Below are 19,795 nucleotides of genomic sequence, written 5' to 3'. Positions count from 1 at the left end.
TGTTTGCTTAACAGCAGCAAAGCAGCAGAGAACGGTTTCAGCAAACCAGATCGCGATTGCCGCATGGACAAGTACACACCACGGACCTGGGGGCCGGGCGAACGCCCGACCTTGCCCGGGTCGCCATCGATGCCTGAACACCCGACGCCCAGGCGCGTCGCGTATTTCATCGTCGGCCTGATCGTCGCGCTGACGGGGGGATTGGGCAACGGCCTGGTGACGGCCAACTTGCTGAACCTGCAAGGTTCGCTGGGCGCGTATGCCTATCAGATGCAGTGGCTGCCGGCCGCCTATGTGATGACCATCGTGTCCATGAATTTGCTGCTAGTGAAATTCCGCCAGCAGTTCGGCCTGCGCCTGTTCACGGAAGCGTTCCTGGTGCTGTATGCGCTCGTCACGTTTGCCCACCTGTATGCCAACAGCCTGTCGTCGGCGATTGCCGTGCGGGCCGCGCATGGCATGGTGGGCGGCGCGCTGGGCGTGCTGGGACTGTATTACACCTTGCAAGCCTTCCCCGCCAGGCACCGCCTGAAGGGCGTGGTGCTGGGCCTGGGCTTTGCCCAGCTGGCCTTGCCCCTGGCGCGCATTTTCACATCCGAACTGCTGCAGATCGGCGAGTGGCACGGCCTGTACCTGTTCGAACTGGGGCTGGCCCTGCTGGCGCTGGGCTGCGTGCTGGCCTTGAAACTGCCGCCCGGCGACCGCATGCAGACCTTCGAGCCGCTCGACTTCCTCACCTTCATCCTGTTCGCCCCCGGCATGGCCCTGCTGTGCGCCGTGCTGGCGCAGGGACGCACGGCGTGGTGGATGGATTCCGAATGGGTGGGCGTTTGCCTGGCCGCGTCCATCGCGCTGATCGCCGCCGCGCTGGCGATCGAGCATAACCGCGCGCGCCCGCTGCTCAACACGCGCTGGCTCACCACGGGCAAGATCGCCAAGCTGTTTTTGTCGGTGCTGCTGTTTCGCGTCGTGCTGTCCGAATCGACGGGCGCCGTGGGCTTTTTGCAGGCGCTGGGCCTGAATACGGACCAGATGCAGAACCTGTTCATCGTGGTGCTGTTGGGCAGCGTGGCGGGCCTGGTGGTCAGCGCCCTGACGATCAACCCGGCGACCCTGAACCGCTCGCTGATGTTCGCGCTGCTGCTGATCGCGGCCGGCGCCCTGATCGACGCGCACGCCACCAGCCAGACGCGCCCCGTCAACATGTACGTCAGCCAGTTCCTGCTGGCCTTCGGCGGCACGTATTTTCTCGGCCCCACCATGGTGGCCGGCATGGGTGCCGTGATTGCCGAACCGCGCAACCTGGTGAGCTTTTCCGTGATGTTTACCATGACGCAGAACCTGGGTGGCCTGCTCGGTTCGGCCATCGTCGGCACCATCCAGACGGCGCGCGAAAAATACCATTCCAGCTACCTGGTCGAGCACCTCACCATGCTCGACCCGCAGGTGGCCGCGCGCGCGCAGTCGGGCGCGGCGGCCTACGGCGGCGTGCTGGCCGACCCGGCGCAGCGCAGCGCCCAGGGCGTGGCCCGTCTGGGTGCCATCGCCACGCGCGAAGCCAATGTCCTCGCCTACAACGATGTTTTTCTGATGATCGCCGGCGTCGCCCTCGCCACCTTGCTGTGGATGCTGGTCAGCCAGTTCTGGACCCGCATCACCACCGGCGCGCGGCGCCTGGTCGGCCCCGTGCGCGACGCCCAGACGGCCATGTCCATCGTCCCCATTACCAATTCGGAACCGAGCAATGACAGACAATAACACCACGCCTCCCGCCGCCACGCCAGCCCCCGCAGCACCATCCGCGCCGGCACCTGCGCCGGCATCCACGCCGCCGCAGCCGGACCGCCGCCACCAGTGGCTGTCCGCGCTGGCCTTTGCCGCCGTGGCCCTGGTGGGCGTGCTGATCGTGCTGTACGCGTGGCGCCTGCCGCCGTTTACCAGCCCTATCGTGACGACGGAAAACGCCACCGTGCGGGGCCAGGTGACGATCATCGGCACGCAGCTGTCCGGCTACGTGGTGGAAGTGACGGTGCAGGATTTCATGGACGTCAAGGAAGGGCAGCTGCTGGTGCGCATCGACGACCGCATTTACCAGCAGCGCTACGAGCAGGCGCAGGCCCAGCTGGCGGCGCAGCAGGCGGCGCTGTCGAACTGGGCGCAGCAGAAGGCCAGCGCCGAGGCCAGCATCGCCGTCAGCCAGGCGGCGCTGGCGAATGCGGAAGCGCAGGCGCGCAAGGCCAGCGCCGACTTGAACCGGGTGGAGCAGCTGGTGGCTGACGGTTCCCTGTCGCAGCGCGAGCACGACCAGTCGCGCGCCGCGCAGGCGCAGATGGCCGCCGCGCTGGCGCAGGCGCGGGCCAACCTCGACATCGCCCAGCAAAGCGCGCATTCCGTGGTGGTCAACAAGCAGGCGCTGGAAGCGGCCGTGGCGAACGCGCAGGCGGCTGTCAAGGCGGCGAAGATCGACCTCGATAACACGCGCGTCGTGGCGCCGTCCGATGGCCAATTGGGCCAGGTGACGGTGCGCCAGGGCGCCTACGTGAATTCGGGCGCGCAGCTGATGGCGCTGGTGCCGCGCCAGATGTGGGTGATCGCCAATTTCAAGGAAACGCAGATGAATGGCGTGCAGGAAGGGCAGAGCGCCACCTTCCACGTCGACGCCCTCGATGGCGCCGTGCTGACGGGCCAGGTCGAGCGCATCTCGCCGGCCACGGGTTCCGAGTTTTCCGTGCTGCCGGCCGATAATGCGACGGGCAACTATCTCAAGATTGCCCAGCGCATCCCCGTGCGCATCCGCATCGATCCGGGCCAGGCGAATGCGCGCCGCCTGGTGCCGGGCATGTCGGTGGTGGTCAGCGTCGATACCTCCGCCGTGCTGAATGATTCGGCGGAAAATCCCGCACCGCCGCCGCCCCTGCCGAAGAAGACGCCCGCGAAGGCCAAGCCATGAGACGCCGCCACTTGCTGATGGCCGCTGCGCTGGCGCTGGCAGGCTGCGCCGCCAAGGCCCCGCCGCAGCCGGCGTCGACCCTGCAGCTGCCGTCCGGCTGGCGCGCGCCTGCGCCGGATGCCGCTTCCAGCGGCACGCATGTCGAGCAGCTGTGGTGGCAGGCTTTCGGCGACCCGGTGCTGAGCGACCTGGTGGGCGAGGCGCTGGCGCGCAATGGCGACTTGCGCGTGGCGCGCGCGCGCGTGCAGGAGTACCGCGCACGCCTGGCGCAGGCCGATGCCAACCGCGCGCCGAACCTGTCTTTCGACGGCTCGCCCACGCGCACGCGCACCCTGGCCTACAACGGCGTGCCCTACGTGACGAATGTCTTCCAGGCCGAGCTGCAGGCCAGTTATGAAATCGACGTGTGGGGCCGGCTGGCGAAACTCAGCGACGCGGCGGGCGAGAGCTACCGCGCCGAGCAGGCCAGCCTCGATGCGGCGGCCCTGTCGATTGCCGCCAGCGTGGCCACGGCCTACCTGAATCTGCGCGGACTCGATGCGCAGCTGGAGCTGACACAATCGACCCTGCAGCTGCGCGAACAGTCGCGCGAGCTGGCGCGCAAGCAGTTCGAGGTGGGTTACAGCTCGCGCCTGGAATGGCTGCAGGCGCAGTCGGAATACCATGCGGCGGCCGAACAGGTGCCGCAGTTGCAGCGGCAGATCTTCGAACAGGAAAACGCGCTGGCCGTGCTTGTGGGCGGCAATCCCGGGCCCATCGCGCGCGGCATACCGCTGGCGCAGCTGAGCGCGCCGGCCGTGCCGGCGGGACTGCCGTCGGAGCTGCTGCGCCGCCGGCCCGACATCGCGCGCGCGGAACGCAACCTGGCGGCGGCCAATGCCAGCCTGGCGGCCACGCGCGACCAGTTGCTGCCTTCGTTCAAGCTGACGGCGGCAGGCGGCGGCCAGGCCACGACCCTGACGGATTTCCTGCATGCGCCCACTGCCCTGTGGCAGTTGACGGCACTGGCGGCAGGCCCCCTGTTCGATGGCGGCCGGGTGCAGGCGCAGACGGATGCAGCGGGCGCGCAGCGCGACCAGCTCGCGTACGCATATGAAAACGTGGTGCGCAATGCCTTCGCTGAAACGGAAAACAGCCTGGGTGCCATCTACCGCCTGCAGCAGCAAGCCGTGGAAAACGACGCGCGCCGCGCCACCGCGGCCGAAACACTGCGCATCGCGCATAACCGCTACCGCAACGGCTATGCCTCCTACCTGGAGGAACTCGATGCACAGCGCACCCTGTATAGCGCCGACGTGGGCCTGCTGCAGCTGAAGACGCGCATCCTCGTCTCCTCCGTTGACCTGTACCGCGCCATGGGTGGCGGCTGGCAAGCCAGCGCGCCGTAGCGTCGGCCAGTGTAATATCCTCACCTGGGAAAGCGGCGGCATGGTGCCAGCTGCTCCCATCACGAACGAACGAGGTCGCGGCATGACGATTTTTGGCATAGGCATCCACATATTGATCGCAGTTTTCTTTGCGGTTCACGTGGTGCGCAACGGGCAGCAGCTGTACTGGCTGCTCATTTTATTCATGTTCCCGCTGCTGGGCAGCGTGGTGTATTTCTTCGCCATCTACCTGCCCAACTCGCGCCTGCCGCAAGGGGCGCGCAAGGTGGCATCGGTAGCCGTGCAGGTGCTGGACCCGAACCGCGAACTGCGCGAGGCGAAAGCAGCCTTCGAATACACGCCGACGGCGCAGAACCAGATGCGCCTGGCCAGCGCGCAGCTGGAAGCGGGCAATCCGCAGGAGGCGGCGGCGACGTATGAAGCGTGTCTGCAGGGCGCGTTTTCATCGGACCTGGAAATCCGCCTCGGTGCGGCGCGCGCCTACCTGGAATGCGAACGAGGCGCCGAAGCGCTGACGCACCTGGCATTCATCCGCCGCTGCGACATCCATTTCCGTCCCGAGATGGTCTCCTTGCTGACGGCGCGCGCGCTGGCGCAAAGCGGGCGCCAGGCGGAGGCCAAGGCGGAATTCGACGATGCGCTGACGCGCCATGGCAGTTTCGAGTGTCGCGCCGAGTACGCGATCTGGGCGCTGCAGCAGGGCGACAAGGTGCTGGCCGAGCGCCTGTGCGCGGATATCGACAGCGCCATGGCCCGCTGGAGCAGCCATACGCGGGCTATGTATGCGCCGCTGCTGGCGCGCCTGGAGGCGGCGCGCAAGTAGCTCGCTTGCGTGGGGGCAGCCCCGGCGGGGCTGACCCCAGGGTCTGGCCCCATTAAATACCCGGCACGGGATTCTTTCCTTCGACCAGCTTATAGCCCTTGCCATCGAAGGCATAGCGTGCGTGGCCGTTCAAGGGCGTGGCGACGCGCGGCGGGTCCTGGTCCGGCTTGACGGTGGCACCGAGCTTGATCTTTTCGGACGCTCCCTTGAAATCGATCAGCAGGTCGTCGTAGGCGCCGCCATCGCGCGCGCGGGCGAAGCGCCAGTTTCCTTCAACCATCCAGCATTCATCCATCTCCGGCGTGCAGGCGCCCATATTGTCCGAGTACAGGTCGATGCCGCCGTCGAGCGCAGTGACCTTGCCGTCCCCGACCTCGAACAGCGCCAGTTGCGTGATCGTGTAACCCTGGCCCGTGTAGCCGTGGCGGATCGCCAGGCCCGGCTTGTTCGCGCCCAGCGTGACCCAGTGGATTTCTCCGAGCTGGCCCGACGAACCCAGGGCGGCGATGTTTTCCAGCCGTTTTTCAACCTTCCACTGGCCGTCGCCCGGCTGGCCCTTGGGCGCCAGGAAAAAGACATTCAGCAGTCCCGACGAAGCATGCGCCGATTCGGCCGTGCCTTCCGTATTGGCCGTTTCCGCATTCGCCACGAGGATGGCGCGGCCGTCGGGCAGCAGCTTGTGGCTGACGGCGCTGACGACATAACTGAGCTTGTCGATGTGATTGTCCGGATCGGACAGGTCGGCCAGCGCATCGTCGCTGTCGCCGCGGTAGTCCTTGCCGAAGACGGCGCGCATCATGCCCGCTTCGCGTTCGCGCGCCTGTGGCGTGTTCATCTCTTCCGTCTTCGGCGCGGTGGCGGACGGCGGCGGGGCGGCGTCTGCCGAGGCGCTGTCGTCAGCGGCCGCAGGGGCGCTGGCCGCCACGTCGGCTGCCGTGTCGGCCACGGGGGCGGAAGCGGTTTTGTCCGAACAGGCGCCGAGCAGGGTACAGGCCAGTATCAGGGCGAGCGGGTTGCGGTAATTCATAGGCAGGGCAGATTGCGTTCATGGAGAATGGGCGCAGTATGCCAGATAGATGGAAGCGAGGGAGCGCGGCCTGCCGGCCGGTCCTTCGCTTCCTTGCCCGCGGGGGGCGATTTTGCAGTTTGCCGTGGCGCTTACTTTTCCAGCACCACCGCGTCATCGCGCCGCGCCGGCGCCTTGTGTCGGCGCAGTTTCGCCATGCCGCGCTTGAGCAGGTGCTCCAGGTCGTCGATGTAGGTGAAGACGGCCGGCACCACCAGCAGGCTGAGTAAAGTCGAGGTGATCAGGCCGCCGATGACGGTGATGGCCATCGGCGAGCGGAAGCTGGGATCGGCGCCCCAGCCCAGCGCTAACGGCATCATGCCGGCGCCCATGGCGATGGTCGTCATCAGGATCGGCCGGCTGCGCTTGTGGCAGGCGTCGACCAGCGCGTCGAAGCGGTTCATGCCCGCCTGGCGCGCCAGGATCGCATAGTCGACCAGCAGGATCGAGTTCTTCGTGACGATCCCCATCAGCATGATCAGGCCGATCATCGACGGCATCGACAGCGCGCTGCCAGTGATCAGCAGGGCCACGAAGGCGCCGCCGATCGACAGCGGCAGGGCCGCCAGGATGGTCATCGGCTGCATGAAGTCCTTGAACAGCAGTACCAGCACGCAGTAGATGCACAGCACGCCGATCAGCATCGCCGGCCGCAAGGCGCACCGCGCAGCAGCTTGGGTTCGATGTCCACCAGACAAAAAAAAGCCCGCGTACCTTGCGGCGCGGGCTGAATCCAATGTTCGGAGAACGAATTGGAGGAGACAGTTCCACTATAGCGCTAAAAATGGTGCAGTGCAATACAGTAGAACTACGGTGTCGATCCGTCCAGGATGTCAAAAAATCATGTTGCGCGCGCTCGGCCTCAGGACTTGCTGCGCAAGGCCAGGGTAAACGTGCTGCCGGAGCCATAGTCGCTGTTGAAGAACAGGGCGCCGCCGATGGCGTTGGCCAGGTTCTGGCACAGGTACAGGCCCAGTCCCGCCCCTTCCACGTGGCGCGTGGAGGTGGAATCGAGTTGCGAGAAGGCCTGGAACAGCTTGGCCTGGTCCTCTTCCTTGATGCCGGCGCCGCTGTCGGCGATGCTCATTTCCGTCACCTGCACGCCATCTTCCTCGCGCTGGGCCAGGCTGATGCGCACCGTGCCCTGTTCCGTGAACTTGATGGCGTTGTTGAGCAGGTTGATGAGGATTTGCGTCAGCGCGCGGCGGTCCGTGTCGATGATGGCGGGCGGCTGGTCCGCTTCTCCCAGCGCCATTTCCAGCGCCAGGCCCTTTTGCTGGGCCAGCGGACGCAGGGTGTCGGCTACTTCGGCCATCAGTTCCTGGCAGTGCACGGGTTCGATCGACAGGGTCAGCTTGCCCGCCTCGATCTTGGCCACGTCGAGGATGTCGTTGATCAGCGAGAGCAGGTGGCGCGCGCTGGCACGGATGGTGTTGAGCTGCTTGTCCTGGTCCGACGTCAGGGGACCGGGCAGTTTCATCAGCAGCGCGCCGGTGAATCCAATGATGGCGTTGAGCGGCGTGCGCAGCTCGTGCGACATGTTGGCGATGAAGGCCGATTTCATGCGGCTCGCTTCGGCCAGTTCCAGGTTTTTCAGGGCGATTTCGCGGTTGATCGTCTCCAGTTCGGCCGCATGGTGCGCCAGGCGCATGTTCAGCTCGATCACCTGGCGTTCGCGCGCCTGCAGTTCGCCGTTGACCTGCACCGCCTGTTCATAGGTGGAGATCAGCAGGTCGAGGATTTGCTGGCGTTCCGCATTGATGAAGTGCTTCTGGTCGCCGAGGTACAGCGCGATGCCGATTTCGACATTCTGGTTCTTGCGCAGCTTCTGGTTCATCAGCATGTGGCTGATGCGGTTGAGCAGGTAGTCTTCCGCGTACGGCTTGCGGATGAAATTGTCGGCGCCGCACTCGATGCCGCGGATGATGTCCTTCGGGTCGTTGAGCGAGGTGACGAGGATCACGGGAATGTCGCGCAGGGTCGGATCGGACTTGATGGCGCGGCACAGGTCGTAGCCATTCATTTCCGGCATGACGATATCGGACAGCACCAGGTGCGGCTTGCGTTCGCGGATGGCGGCCAGGGCCAGCTGGCCGTTGGCCGCCACGCGCGCATTGTAGTGCAGGGACTGGATCAGGCGGCGCAAGCGTTCCGCCTGGGTCGGACTATCCTCGACGATCAGGATCTCGATTTCATCCGGCTTGATTTGGTTGTTGGAGTCCACAGACCTCTCCTAGAATTCAGGGTATATGATGCTGGACGCAGTGGGCGCGCAATATCGACATCATGTGACTATATCGGATTTAGGTCTGTAAAAGTAACTTCCAAGTAACTATTTTGGCCCCAAGGGAATGATGTGGCCGCTTGTCAATTTTCGCCCTGGAATTGCCCCGCCCGGTAGGTCAGCACGAGCGTGTCGCGGTGCCCATGTTCGCCCACAGGCTGGATCGGCGTCGATTCATGGATCACGGCCGCATCGTCGAGCAGCAGCAGCGACCATGGCTCGGTGAGCGTAAAACGCTTGCCGTTGGGGCCATCGGCTTCGAAGATGCGCGTCTCGCCGCCCTTGATCTGCTCGCGCCCGATCAGCAGCACGGCGACGAAATCGACGCCGTCGCGGTGCGCGCCTTCCGGCGTGGGGCGGCCGATGCCGTCCGTGGTGTCGATGCGGAACTGGTGCGCCTCGATGAACCACGGCTGCTGCCCCTTGACCTGGGAGCAGGCGTCGCCCAGCGCGCGGATCAGCTGCTGCCAGGCCGCCTGCGCCAAGATGGCTGGCTCGATCGGCTCGAACAGGCGGTGCATGCCGCCGTGCAGGGCGTTGTATTCGACCGGCTGCCAGTGGGGACGGTGCGCCGTCTGCGTCAGGCGCTCGCCATCCTGCACGAAGCACGAGTGGCGCCGGCGGCGATAGCGGCCGCCATCCTTCAGGTAGTTGTCCAGCGCAAGCGTGTCCCAGCTGCCTTCCAGCGCGCGCAGCGCGGCGAGCGGGCAGCCGGCCAGCGCGGCCACGTCCTGCGGACGCAGGACGGCATAGCCGTCATCGCGCAAGGCTTCCTTGACGTGGGACGGGTCGGTAAAGATCGGTGCGGAAGTGCTCATGGCGGTGCGGGCCGCAACGCGGCCGGTATCAGTTTATCCAGCCTGGCATTCTACGACTTCGCGGCAACTCTTGTGCTACGTCCGATAGGAATTATTCTTGTTGAGTTAAAAATTCTTTACCAGGGTCAGGCGCAGCGAGCGCGACTCCACCGGATGGAAGTGGATATCGTCGACGGGTTGCGCCTCGCCGGGCAGGCGCGAGGCATAGTAGTAATCGATGGCCGAGTCGCGCCGGTTGGCCAGGTTGTAGCCTTCCAGCGCCACGCGCAAGGTCTTGTCGACCTGGTAGGCGAGGCGCCCGTTCAGGCCAACGCTGGCCGCGGAACGCACGCTGTTGTCTTCCACCAGGGGGCGCGGACCGAAGTAGCGCAGGCGCAGGGAACCCGACCACGATCCCGGCGGCGTCACCGTCAGGGCCAGCTGGGCCACGCCTTCGACGGCGCCGGGGATGTAGTTGCCCGCCGGGTCGCTGCCGCGCGAGCGTGCCCGCGCATACGCCAGGTCCAGGTCCAGCGACAGCCAGCTGGCCGCCTTGTAGTAGCTGGAGAACTCGATGCCGTAGCGGCGGCTGGGGCGGCCCGCCTCGGTGGCGCCGGCGTCGCCGATGAACAGCAGCTCGGAATCGAAGTCCAGGCGGTACAGCGACAGCGACGTTTGCAGGCCGGCGATGGCGGCGCTGCGCAAGCCCAGTTCCAGGCCGCGCGAACGCACCAGGGGCGTGACCTTGTCGGCCGCTTCGCCCGTCTTCGGGTCGACCGTGATCGTCGTGCCGCGCGCGTCGTTGCTGTGAAAACCATTGCCAAGGTTGACATACGCTTCCGTGTCGCGCCACGGGCCGGCGATCACGCTCAGGCTGGGACTGAGCAAATGGTCGCTGGCCGTGCCGGAATTGGCGGCGCGGTCGCTGCGCACGTCAAAGCGGTAGGCGTCCGCGCGCAGGCCGGCCACGGTGCGCAGCCAGCGTGACCAGCGCGTGCTGTTTTCGCCATACACGCCGATACTGCTTTCGACGATATGGTCTTGCCGCGTGGTCGACAGGACCTGCCGCTGGCGCGTGTTGTACAGGCCATTGTGGATGTTGTCGTTCTGCAACTGCAGGCCGATGGTGGTGTCGCTGCTGCCCCGCTCCGTGTGGCGGTGCCAGGTATGGCTGGCGTCCAGGCCGGCCGTCACGCGCCGGTCGGGCTGGGCGAACTGGTCGCCGTTGCCGGGGTCCTCCATCGCATACGTAAAATTCGAGAACAGGGCCAGGCGGTTGGCGATCACGTACGCGCTGACCCTGGACGATAGGTCGTCCGTCGTCTGGCGCCAGGCACCGGACAGGCTGTAGCGCTGCGCCTTGCCGCCGTCGCTGGCATCGATGGCGTCGAAGCGGCCCAAGCTACCATCGTGCACGGCGCGCAGCGGAATCTGGTCGGTGGCGTTCCAGCTGGCGTCGTACGCCATGGCCGTGACGTTGTAGCCGTTGTTGGCATAGCCTTCGCTGTAGCGCAGCACGCCATTGAGCTTGTGGTAGCGGTCCGGCTGCGTGAACGGGCCGTCGTTGTGCTGCGCTTCGAGGGCGTACAGCAGGCTGCCGTCGCCCACTTCGGGCGAGTCGGCCAGCAGGGCGCGGCGAAAGCCGTTTTGCCCGATGCCCACGCTGGCGATGCCTTGCGTCAAGCGGTTCGCGTAGACGACGGAGGCCGCGCCCGCCGAGGAAAAATCGCCTTGCGCCGCCGAATACGGCCCCTTTTTGTAATCGAGGCGCATGGCCAGTTCGGGGATCAGGAAGTTCAGGTCCGTCCAGCCCTGCCCATGGCCATGGCTGCGCTGGTTCACGGGCATTTCATCGACGGTGGTGCGCAAGTCCGTGCCGTGGTCGAGGTTGAAGCCGCGCAGGTAGAACTGGTTGGCCTTGCCCTCGCCGCTATGCTGGCTGGCGATCAGCCCCGGCACGGCTTCGAGCAGTTCGCCGGGCCGGTAGCTGGTACGCGCGTCGAGCTGCTTTTGCGTGACGCTGCCCGCGTTGGCCGAATCGGCCACGCCCAGCTGGTTCAGGCGCGAACCGTCGACCAGCACGCGCTGGAAGATGTCGTCGGCGTGGGCGGCGGGGGAAAACAGGGCGGCAAGGAGGAGGGGGAGATGGCGTGGCGTCATGGTTCTGTGGAGATGGCGTGGCGCGGCCCGCGGCGGGCTGCCTGCCGGTGTTTAGCGGATCGGCAGTTCGGCGTGCTGGCTGTCGAAGAACAGGGTCTGGATGGCGCCGCCGTCCTGCACGTTGAGGGTATTTCTCTGGCTGGGCAGGAAGTCGATCAGCAGCTGGTTGTGGATGCGCGTGGCGGGCGCCAGGCGCGTGCGCTCGATTTCCTGGAAGATCACCACGTTGTCCGCGTTGACCTTCATGCCGACCCAGTTCAGGCGCAGGCGCCTGCCGTCGGCGCCGACGATATAAAACTGCTTGTCCACGTAGCGGCGCAGCGCCGCCTCGCTGTCTTCCTGGCCCAGGTCGAACTGGCGCTGGTACAGCTGCGTCAGCAGCGCCTCGACGTCGTGGTCCGTGTAGGTGTGCACGACTTCCGTGCTGCCGCTGGCCGCGTTGTAGCTGACGTCGGCAATACCCATGTGGAAGTTATGCGCGCCTGCCGCCATGCTGGCGCAGGCCAGCAGGCTGGCCGCGAGGAGGCGCCAGCGCATCACGCCTCGTCGCCCTTGTCCGCGCCGCCGTTCTTGCCTTTCAACGGCGTATTAAAATCGCGCATCAGGTTATCCTTCGGCGATTTTTCGCTCTTGAACAGCTCCAGGCGCGATGGCGTGATCTTGCGCGGCCAGGCGTTGTTGCTGGTGTCGATATCGGCCGTTTCCCAGTACGGGTCCTGCACCAGGCCCACCATCGGCTCGTCCGTGATGACGACCTTGGTGATCTTCTTCGGCGAATAGCGCCATACTTCGGCCGGCACGCGCTCCACGTACTTCTTGCCGCTTTTCAGTTCGATCTCGAGGATCAACGGCATGACCATGCCGCCCAGGTTCGACAGGTCGACCAGGTACAGGTGCTTGCCCTGTTTCAGCAAGTCCTTTTCCCACGGTTCCAGCCCGGCCAGCGCTTCGGCGTAGGCGTTGCGGTCCTTGTTGGTCACCGTGAAGTCGTCGTGCTGGTTGTAGAAATCCTTCAGTTCCGGATGCGCATCGACGCGGCGCGGCATGCCCTTGTTGGCACGGCTCGTGACGGATTCCGGCTGGGCGTCCTTCTGCGCTTTCTTCCACGCCTTTTCCGTGTCCGGATTCTTCGAGCTCACGCCATATTCCGTGATGCCGTCGATGCTGATGTCGACCGGGTCGGTGGTGTAGAACCAGCCCCGCCAGAACCAGTCTAGGTCCGTGCCGGAGGCGTCTTCCATGGTGCGGAAAAAGTCGGCGGGCGTGGGGCGCTTGAATTTCCAGCGCTGCGCATATTCCTTGAAGGCGTAGTCGAACAGTTCGCGTCCGAGGATGGTCTCGCGCAGGATGTTCAGGCCCGCCGCCGGCTTGGCGTAGGCGTTGTTACCGAACTGTAGCAGGGATTCGGAATTGGTCATGATGGGCACCTGGTCGCGGCTACGCATGTAGTCGACGATTTCGCGCGGTTCGCCGCGCGAGGCCGGGTAGTTTTCTTCCCATGCCTGCTGCGCCAGGTATTGCACGAAGGTGTTCAGGCCTTCGTCCATCCACGTCCACTGGCGTTCGTCCGAGTTGATGATCATCGGGTAGTAGTTATGGCCCACCTCATGGATGATGACGCCGATCAGGCCATACTTGGTGCGCTTGGAGTAAGTCAATTCGCCCGTTTTCTTGTCCTTCACGGGGCGCGGGCCGTTGAAGGAGATCATCGGATACTCCATGCCGCCCACGGGGCCGTTGACGGAAATGGCCGTCGGATACGGGTAGGCTATGCTGTATTTGTTGTACTGTTCGATGGTGTGCACGATGGCTTGCGTGCTGTATTTTTCCCACAGCGGATTGCCTTCCTTCGGATAGTAGGACATGGCCATCAGCTTGCTGCCGCCCTTGCTGTAGCCCTGCGCATCCCAGATGAACTTGCGGCTCGAGGCCCAGGCGAAGTCGCGCACGTTGGACGCCTTGAAGTGCCAGGTCTTTTGCGCCCGGCTGACGGATTTTTCGGCCGCTTCCGCTTCCTTCTGCGTGACGATGACGACGGGCTTGTCGCTGGTGCGGGCCTGCTCCAGGCGCTGGCGCTGCGCGGCGGACAGCACGTCCTGCGGATTTTGCAGCTCCCCCGTGGCGGCGACGACATGGTCGGCGGGGACGGTCAGCTGCACGTCGTAGTCGCCAAATTCCAGCGTGAATTCGCCCGAGCCGAGGAACTGCTTGTGCTGCCAGCCGGCCGCGTCGTAGTAGGCCGCCATGCGGGGGAACCACTGCGCCACCTCAAACAGCGCGTTCTTGTCGTCGAAGACTTCATAGCCGGCGCGCCCGCCCAGCACCTTCTGCTCGTTGATGCGGTAATCCCAGTCGATCTGGAAGACGAAGTCCTGGCCCGGTTTCAATGGCTGCGGCAGGTCGATGCGCATCATGGTGCGGTTGATGACGTATTTCAAAGGCTGGCCGTCGGCGCCCTTCAAGGCGCGGATATGGAGGCCGCCCTGGAAGTCGCCGCGCGCCAGCATGCCGCGCAAGCCTTCGAACTTCATCGTGTCGTCGCCCGCCGTCCTGGCCCAGGCCTGGCGCGATGGCGCCGTGGCCATGCGGCGCGCGTCGGAATCGGGCTGGTAGATGTTCTGGTCCAGCTGCACCCACAGGTAGCCGAGGGTGTCGGGCGACTGGTTATGGTAGGTGACGGTGCCGCTACCGGTGATTGCGCGTTTGGCTTCGTCCAGGGTGGCGCGGATGGCGTAGTCGGCGCGCTGCTGCCAGTAGGCGTGGCCCGGGGCGCCGGAAGCGGTGCGGTAAGTATTCGGGGTGGGCAGTATCTCTTCGAGCTGGCGGAACTTGTCGTCGAAGGGTTCGGCGGCGAAGGCCGAGACGGTAAAGCAAAGAGCCAGCGAGGCTACGGAACCGAAGGAAATGCGCATGGTCACCCAGATATTGTTGTAAGGAAATAGTGGCAACTATTCTATACGCAGGGTGGGGCCAGCCTTGTATCGATTTGTAATAAAGAAAGGCGGATTTCGCGCCAGCTTTTGCCTGGCGCTGTCAGGTGGATATTTCACCTGATTTTGCTCGGAAAAGCCGTGTATTTACTCACTTTTCATCAGGCTGTCGCGTAACTGGTTCAGCTGTTGTTTCATGTCCACAACTTGTTCCACGCTGCAGTGGCTGGCCGTCAGTATGGCTTCCGGCAACAGGGCCGCCTCGTGGCGCAGCTGGTCGCCCTGCTCCGTGAGGGAAATGATGACCTGGCGCTCGTCGCTGGCGGCGCGCGCGCGCGTCAGCAGGCCCGACTGCTCCATGCGCTTGAGCAGGGGCGTCAGGGTGGCCGAATCGAGGAACAGGCGCTCGCCCACTTCCGACACGGTCAGGCCGTCGCGTTCCCACAGCACCATCATCACCAGGTATTGCGAATAGGTCAGGCCCAGCTTGCGCAGGAGCTTGCGGTACAGCTTGTTCATGGCGAGCGAGGTCGAGTACAGCGCAAAGCACAGCTGGCTGTCCAGGCGCGGCACCTGGTGCAGCGGGTTGGGGGCGGTGGTGGTATCCATGGGCACAGTATATATAGTGCGCTACTCAATTGCAAACGAGGTGCAAGCGGGAAGCCCGCATGCCTGCCGCTCCCGGCGCGGTCGGGCCATCCGCTGCCGGGCCGGCGGGCCTTATGCGGCGTAGCGGGCGCGCAGCAGCTGCAGCATGGCGACGTTCTGTTCCCAGGCGTCGCTCACGGGCTGCTGCGTCCAGGGCAGGGTTTGCGTGTACGGCGCGGGGCCGAATTCGGGCGTGAACGTCATGCGTTCGGCGCCGGCCGCGCGGCGCAGGGCGACGATGGCGTCCCACCAGGCCAGGTGGGCGTCGAGCGCTGCCTTTGCTTCCGGCGCGCGGAAGTCGGCCACCTGCGGGCCTTGCGCATGGCCCACGCGGGCATGCACGTGGCGCACCAGCGGCAGCACTTGCGCCAGGGTCTGCGGCTGGTCTTCCAGCAAGGATTCGCAGGCGCAGCACCAGTGCGACAGGTCGGCCGTCAATGGCAGCGCGGGATACTGCGCCAGATAGGGCAGCAGCAGCATCGGGTGGCCGGAAAAGCGGCTGCGGTGGATTTCATGCACGATGGGCACGCCGTGCTTTTCCGAGATGGCGGCGGCCAGGTCGAGCAGTTGCGCGTTTTGCGCCGGCGTATAGAAATCCTTGCCCGTGTGCGTGTTGACCAGCACGGGGCGCGCCAGGCAGGCGTTTTCCAGCAGTTCGGCCAGGGCGGCGCGGTGCAGCGCGAAATCGCTGTGGAAGACGGTTTCCCACTGCGCGGCGATCAGCTGCAGTCCCGCCCTGGCGATGCGGTCCGTCCATTCTTCGCGCAGGGCGGCGTCCAGCGGCAGCGACATTTCGATGCCGTCGAAGCCGGCCGCCGCTACCCTGTCGATGAAGACTTCGGGCGCCAGGTCGTTATTGCCCCAGTGGGCGGCGTAGACTTCGATGCGCATCAGACGAAGCCCCGCACGGGGAACGACGCGTCGCGCTGGATCCAGTTGTGGGCCGCGTATGCGGTCTGGCCGTCCGTGGCGTGCAGGGTGTAGGCGTGGCGCGAGACGGGCGAGCGGTTCGGCGCGCTGTAGTGGGGCAGCAAGCCGTGGAAGCAGACGAGGGCGCCCGCCTTGACTTCCAGCGGCACGGCCGTGCTGTCATCGGGCCAGGGCATGGCGTCGATTTTTTCCACGCGCACCTGGTCGCCGTTGCGGATGAAGCGTTCGCGCAGGGGGCCGCGGTGGCCGCCCGGTTCCGCCCACAGGCAGCCGTTGTCCAAGGTCGCGTCTTCCAGCGCGAACCAGAAGGTGGTCACGCTGACGGGCGTCGTTTCGAAATACGTGGCGTCCTGGTGCCAGCGCACTTCGCCGCCGATGCCGGGCTGCTTGAAGATGTACATCGACTGCCATACCTGCGCCTGCGCCAGGCCCAGGTCGCGCGCCACCTCGGCCAGCTTCGGGTCGGCGGAAAAGGCACGGAAGACGGGGTCCAGGTCATGCATGGCGTGGCCGATCTTGTTGATCGACAGGGACTTGGCCTGTTTCAGCTGGCCGTCCGGGCCGAAGGCCTCTTCCTCGAAGAAGCAGCGGATGGTGTTGTCGGAGGCGAGGAAGTAATCGTTGGTGTTCTTCGCCTGGTCGCGCGTGGTGAAGATCGATTGGCTCTGGCTGGGATCGAATTCGTTGACAATCTGCTCGGCGCGCGCGCGCAGGGCGGCGATCTCGTCCGCGCCCTTGAAATCGGGCAGGATGAGGTAGCCGTCGCGTTGATATTGTTCTTGTTGAGAAATTGTCAGCATGGCGGCGGCTCCGTAAGTAGGTAGAAGGCGCCATTGTAGGTGGGACGATGGACGCAAACAATCGACAGGCGGTTGACAGATTGTCTCCAAAACGCAGACAATCTTTGACATGGATCAATTGAAAGCGATGGAAATCTTTGTCGAGGTGGCGCGCCTGCGCAGCTTTACGGCGGCCGGGCAGCGCCTGGGCCTGACGCGGGCCATGGTCAGCAAGACCATCATGCAGCTGGAGGAGCGCCTCGCTGCGCGCCTGCTGCACCGTTCCACGCGCGAAGTGAGCTTGACGGACGCAGGCCGCGCCTACCTGGCGCCGTGCATGGCCACCGTCAGCCAGGCGCAGGAGGCAGCGCGCATGGTGGCGCACGTGGCGCAGGCGGGAGCGGGGGCAGAACTGGCCGGGCCGCTGCGCATCCAGGCGCCGTCCAGCTTTGGCAGCGCGTGGCTGGCGGACGCCGTCGCCCGTTTCAGTTTGCAGCACCCGCAGGTGCGGGCCGAGCTGTTTGTCGACGACGCCCTGCTCGACCCGATACGCCACGGCTTTGACTTGACCATCCGCGTGGGCGGCATCCCGGACAGCAGCGCGCTGGCCATGCGTCCGCTGGCGCCATGCCGCGCCGTGCTGTGCGCCAGTCCCGCCTACCTGGCGCAATGGGGCATGCCGCAGACGCCGCAAGACTTGTTGAACCACCAGTGCCTGCATTTCAGCCACCTGACCGATGGCACGAACTGGCATTTCCAGCGCGGAGAAGGGGAAGATCGCGAGCAGGTGAGCGTGCGCGTGCAGGCTGGCTTCACGGCGAATAACGGGCTGGTGCTGCAGCAGGCGGCGCAGCGGGGGCTGGGCATCGTCTACAGCACCACGTTTCTCGCCTGGCGCAATCTGCTCGATGGCAGCCTGCTGCCCGTGCTATTTAACTGGGAGCTGCCGCTGAATCACTTGAGCGCCCTGTATCCGGCCAGCCGCCAGATGTCGCCCAAGGTGCGCGCGCTGATCGATTTCCTGGTGGCGGAATACCAGCCCGTGCCGCCGTGGGACCGCGAGCTGGCGGCGGCCGGCTTTTTTAGCTGAGCGCGACGGGTTCTACTGTCCACGCGCCATCGGCGTACACGCGCTCGTCGTCCAGGTAGACGGCTTCGGTGACGGCGAAGATATCCACGTGGTAGCGCGCATCCTTGCGCTTGAACTGCGGTTTTGTATACACGCCATGCTTGGCGCCCAGCGACAGGTGGATGCCGCACATGCGTTCATACGTGCCGATGTCGTTGACCAGCTGCTGGCGCGAAAAGGCGCGGTTCATGCCGAAGCCCAGTTCGCGCACCCACACTTCGCCTTCGTGCGCGCGGATGATCTCGAGCATGGCCAGGAATTCCGGCGTGGCGTGCTCCGTGCCCGTGACGCGGCCTTTTTCGATGATCAGCGTGATCGGCGTATCGGGGCGGTTGACCATGAAGTGCGTGTCGCCAAAGACGAAGATGCGCACGCGCCCGTTCACCGCTTCCAGGTCCTGCGCTTCCGTAAACACTTCGCCCAGCGGGAACTGGCCGCCGATATTGTTCATGCCGCGGTAGTCGCCGATATTGAGCTTGGCCGATTCGAACGGCGAGGCGAAGACCAGCCGTTCGCCGCCGCTGTCGACCATGCCGTGGCGGGCGCCGTCGATGCGCGCCTTCAGCGCATGGCCCACGCCGCGGTAGTAGGCCGGGTCGTAGGCCAGCGAGGCGATGTAGTGCAGCCCCTGCACGCCGGGCATGCGCGACAGGTGCACGTGCTCGATCACTTTCAGGCCCCGCTTGAACAGCTCGATGCGGATGCGGAACGCTTCCAGGCGGAAGCTGGTCGACTGGATCAGCACGACGAGGCTGCCGGCCGGCAGTTCGGCAAACGCGGCCAGCACGGCGTCGGGCGTGACGTCGTCGAAGTCGATGAAGGCGGCGTCCGGCAAGGCCTGGCGATAGGCGTCCGTCAGCACGACATTGAGCCAGCTGCGCTTGTCGCAGACGACCAGGGCCGGTTCGTCGGGGCGGTGGCAGATGGCCATGGCCAGCAGGTCGGCCACGTTTTGCGCGGCCACTTCGGTGGCGGCGGCGCTGATGGCGTCGAGCCGGCTGGTGTCATTTTCGGGTAGCGTCATGGTGGCGGGGTCGTCATGCGGATGGAGTCGATAAGCGGGGCATTATAAGGCGATCGCCGCTTGCGTCGCCATTCCCCGTCCGGCGGAGGCGCGCATGGCGCCACTGCCCTGATCTTCTTGTGTAGTGCCCTACAGCAATGTATTATTTGATTGCCAGCATGGCAGCGGGCCGGGAAGCGGCCTGCTGCCATGGCCGGACCCGCGCACGCCTGGCGCGGTTTCAGCGATGGATGGCATACATATGACAAGCCAACAGGCAATGACAAAGAGCGTGATGCGATGAGCATAATTGGACAAGATATTCCCATGGAGCGGCCCGATACGGATGGGCGTGCCGCCGTGTTCGTGCCCGTGACGGGCGTCAAGGAAGATGTCCTGTTGACCATACGCAAAGGTGCGGCCATCGTCGGCTTTGCCAACCACGACCGCACCATCACCGTGTATTTTGAAAGCAACCGTTTCGACGACCCCGTGCTGGCCAAGTGGGAGCACAAGGCGCGCAAGGCCTACGACCGCCTCGTCGACAATGCGCCCACGGTGTCGAAACTGACCACCAGCCCCGCCAATTTCGAGCAGATCGGCTACATCAATGGCAAGGGCATCACCATCCGCCGCATGGAAAGCCTGCAGCGCTGGCTCGCGTATTCGGATGCCATGGCGACGTGCCCGGAAACGGACATCATCCCGCGCACGGTCATCGCGAAACCCGAAAGCGTCAAAGTTTAAAGCGGCCGGCAGAGCGCCAGGGGCGTCGTTGCCTGCCCCGTTGTTACCTTGCCCTCCTGTCGTCGCGGCAGCGCCTGCCCCTGGCATGTTCCCGGCCGCTCGCGCTGTGCGAAGGCACGGCAATCCGCTCACCTGGCCGGCACCAGCAGTGTGCCGGCTGT

17 protein-coding genes are annotated in these 19,795 nt (G+C 65.2%); 6 read left to right on the top strand and 11 right to left on the bottom strand.

What is annotated here, in order from left to right:
- Positions 1–63 precede the first annotated feature (63 nt).
- From AC07VL_RS00635 to AC07VL_RS00620, 4 genes are all read left to right on the top strand, one after another.
- On the top strand, positions 64–1,758 hold the full coding sequence (locus AC07VL_RS00635) for an MFS transporter (protein ID WP_494804151.1): 1,695 nt from the start codon (positions 64–66) through the stop codon (positions 1,756–1,758).
- Entirely contained in the window at positions 1,745–2,950 is a 1,206-nt protein-coding gene (locus tag AC07VL_RS00630) for an HlyD family secretion protein (RefSeq protein WP_494804150.1), read from the top strand. The genes AC07VL_RS00635 and AC07VL_RS00630 overlap by 14 nt, the downstream gene beginning before the upstream one ends.
- Entirely contained in the window at positions 2,947–4,338 is a 1,392-nt protein-coding gene (locus AC07VL_RS00625; RefSeq protein ID WP_494804149.1) for an efflux transporter outer membrane subunit, read from the top strand. The genes AC07VL_RS00630 and AC07VL_RS00625 overlap by 4 nt, the downstream gene beginning before the upstream one ends.
- 82 nt (positions 4,339–4,420) lie before the next feature.
- The gene (locus tag AC07VL_RS00620; RefSeq protein ID WP_494804148.1) at positions 4,421–5,161 is read left to right on the top strand and encodes a hypothetical protein; all 741 of its coding nucleotides are present in this window, start codon (positions 4,421–4,423) and stop codon (positions 5,159–5,161) included.
- 52 nt (positions 5,162–5,213) lie between these two features.
- On the opposite strand, the gene AC07VL_RS00615 is transcribed toward AC07VL_RS00620, so the two are convergent.
- From AC07VL_RS00615 to AC07VL_RS00570, 10 genes are all read right to left on the bottom strand, one after another.
- Positions 5,214–6,188 (bottom strand): hypothetical protein, encoded by a 975-nt coding sequence (locus tag AC07VL_RS00615; protein WP_494804147.1) that lies wholly within the window; start codon positions 6,186–6,188, stop codon positions 5,214–5,216.
- 131 nt (positions 6,189–6,319) lie between these two features.
- Complete coding sequence (locus tag AC07VL_RS00610) at positions 6,320–6,964, bottom strand: efflux RND transporter permease subunit (protein WP_494804146.1); 645 nt, start codon at positions 6,962–6,964, stop codon at positions 6,320–6,322.
- A 125-nt stretch (positions 6,965–7,089) separates the two neighbouring features.
- Positions 7,090–8,451, bottom strand: a complete 1,362-nt coding sequence (locus AC07VL_RS00605) for a hybrid sensor histidine kinase/response regulator (protein ID WP_494804145.1) — start codon at positions 8,449–8,451, stop codon at positions 7,090–7,092.
- Positions 8,452–8,594: 143 nt separating this feature from the next.
- Positions 8,595–9,329: a 2OG-Fe dioxygenase family protein gene (locus AC07VL_RS00600; RefSeq protein WP_494804144.1), complete on the bottom strand. Its 735-nt coding sequence runs from the start codon at positions 9,327–9,329 to the stop codon at positions 8,595–8,597.
- A gap of 105 nt (positions 9,330–9,434) precedes the next feature.
- Entirely contained in the window at positions 9,435–11,468 is a 2,034-nt protein-coding gene (locus AC07VL_RS00595) for a TonB-dependent receptor (protein WP_494804143.1), read from the bottom strand.
- A gap of 51 nt (positions 11,469–11,519) precedes the next feature.
- Complete coding sequence (locus AC07VL_RS00590) at positions 11,520–12,005, bottom strand: DUF6702 family protein (RefSeq protein ID WP_494804142.1); 486 nt, start codon at positions 12,003–12,005, stop codon at positions 11,520–11,522.
- Positions 12,005–14,380, bottom strand: a complete 2,376-nt coding sequence (locus tag AC07VL_RS00585) for a M1 family metallopeptidase (RefSeq protein ID WP_494804444.1) — start codon at positions 14,378–14,380, stop codon at positions 12,005–12,007. Before AC07VL_RS00585 ends, AC07VL_RS00590 begins: the two co-directional genes overlap by 1 nt.
- Before the next feature lie 165 nt (positions 14,381–14,545).
- Complete coding sequence (locus AC07VL_RS00580) at positions 14,546–15,007, bottom strand: MarR family winged helix-turn-helix transcriptional regulator (protein ID WP_290601570.1); 462 nt, start codon at positions 15,005–15,007, stop codon at positions 14,546–14,548.
- Positions 15,008–15,118: 111 nt separating this feature from the next.
- A complete protein-coding gene (locus AC07VL_RS00575; protein ID WP_494804141.1) occupies positions 15,119–15,937 on the bottom strand; it encodes a sugar phosphate isomerase/epimerase family protein in 819 nt (272 codons plus the stop codon).
- Positions 15,937–16,776: a phytanoyl-CoA dioxygenase family protein gene (locus AC07VL_RS00570; protein ID WP_494804140.1), complete on the bottom strand. Its 840-nt coding sequence runs from the start codon at positions 16,774–16,776 to the stop codon at positions 15,937–15,939. Before AC07VL_RS00570 ends, AC07VL_RS00575 begins: the two co-directional genes overlap by 1 nt.
- A 109-nt stretch (positions 16,777–16,885) precedes the next feature.
- Here AC07VL_RS00570 and AC07VL_RS00565 point away from each other — a divergent pair, with 109 nt between their 5' ends.
- On the top strand, positions 16,886–17,845 hold the full coding sequence (locus AC07VL_RS00565; RefSeq protein ID WP_494804139.1) for a LysR family transcriptional regulator: 960 nt from the start codon (positions 16,886–16,888) through the stop codon (positions 17,843–17,845).
- Here AC07VL_RS00565 and AC07VL_RS00560 read toward each other — a convergent pair.
- Positions 17,838–18,908 carry a M29 family metallopeptidase gene (locus AC07VL_RS00560; RefSeq protein WP_494804138.1) on the bottom strand — a complete coding sequence of 357 codons (1,071 nt, stop codon included), beginning with the start codon at positions 18,906–18,908 and terminating at the stop codon, positions 17,838–17,840. The genes AC07VL_RS00565 and AC07VL_RS00560 overlap by 8 nt on opposite strands.
- A 306-nt stretch (positions 18,909–19,214) precedes the next feature.
- Between AC07VL_RS00560 and AC07VL_RS00555 the strand changes: the two genes are divergently transcribed.
- Entirely contained in the window at positions 19,215–19,634 is a 420-nt protein-coding gene (locus AC07VL_RS00555; RefSeq protein WP_494804137.1) for a hypothetical protein, read from the top strand.
- Positions 19,635–19,795 lie beyond the last annotated feature (161 nt).

Source organism: Janthinobacterium sp. GW821-FHT03C08 (genome assembly GCF_059420905.1).
This window is presented reverse-complemented; position numbering and strand designations above follow the sequence as displayed.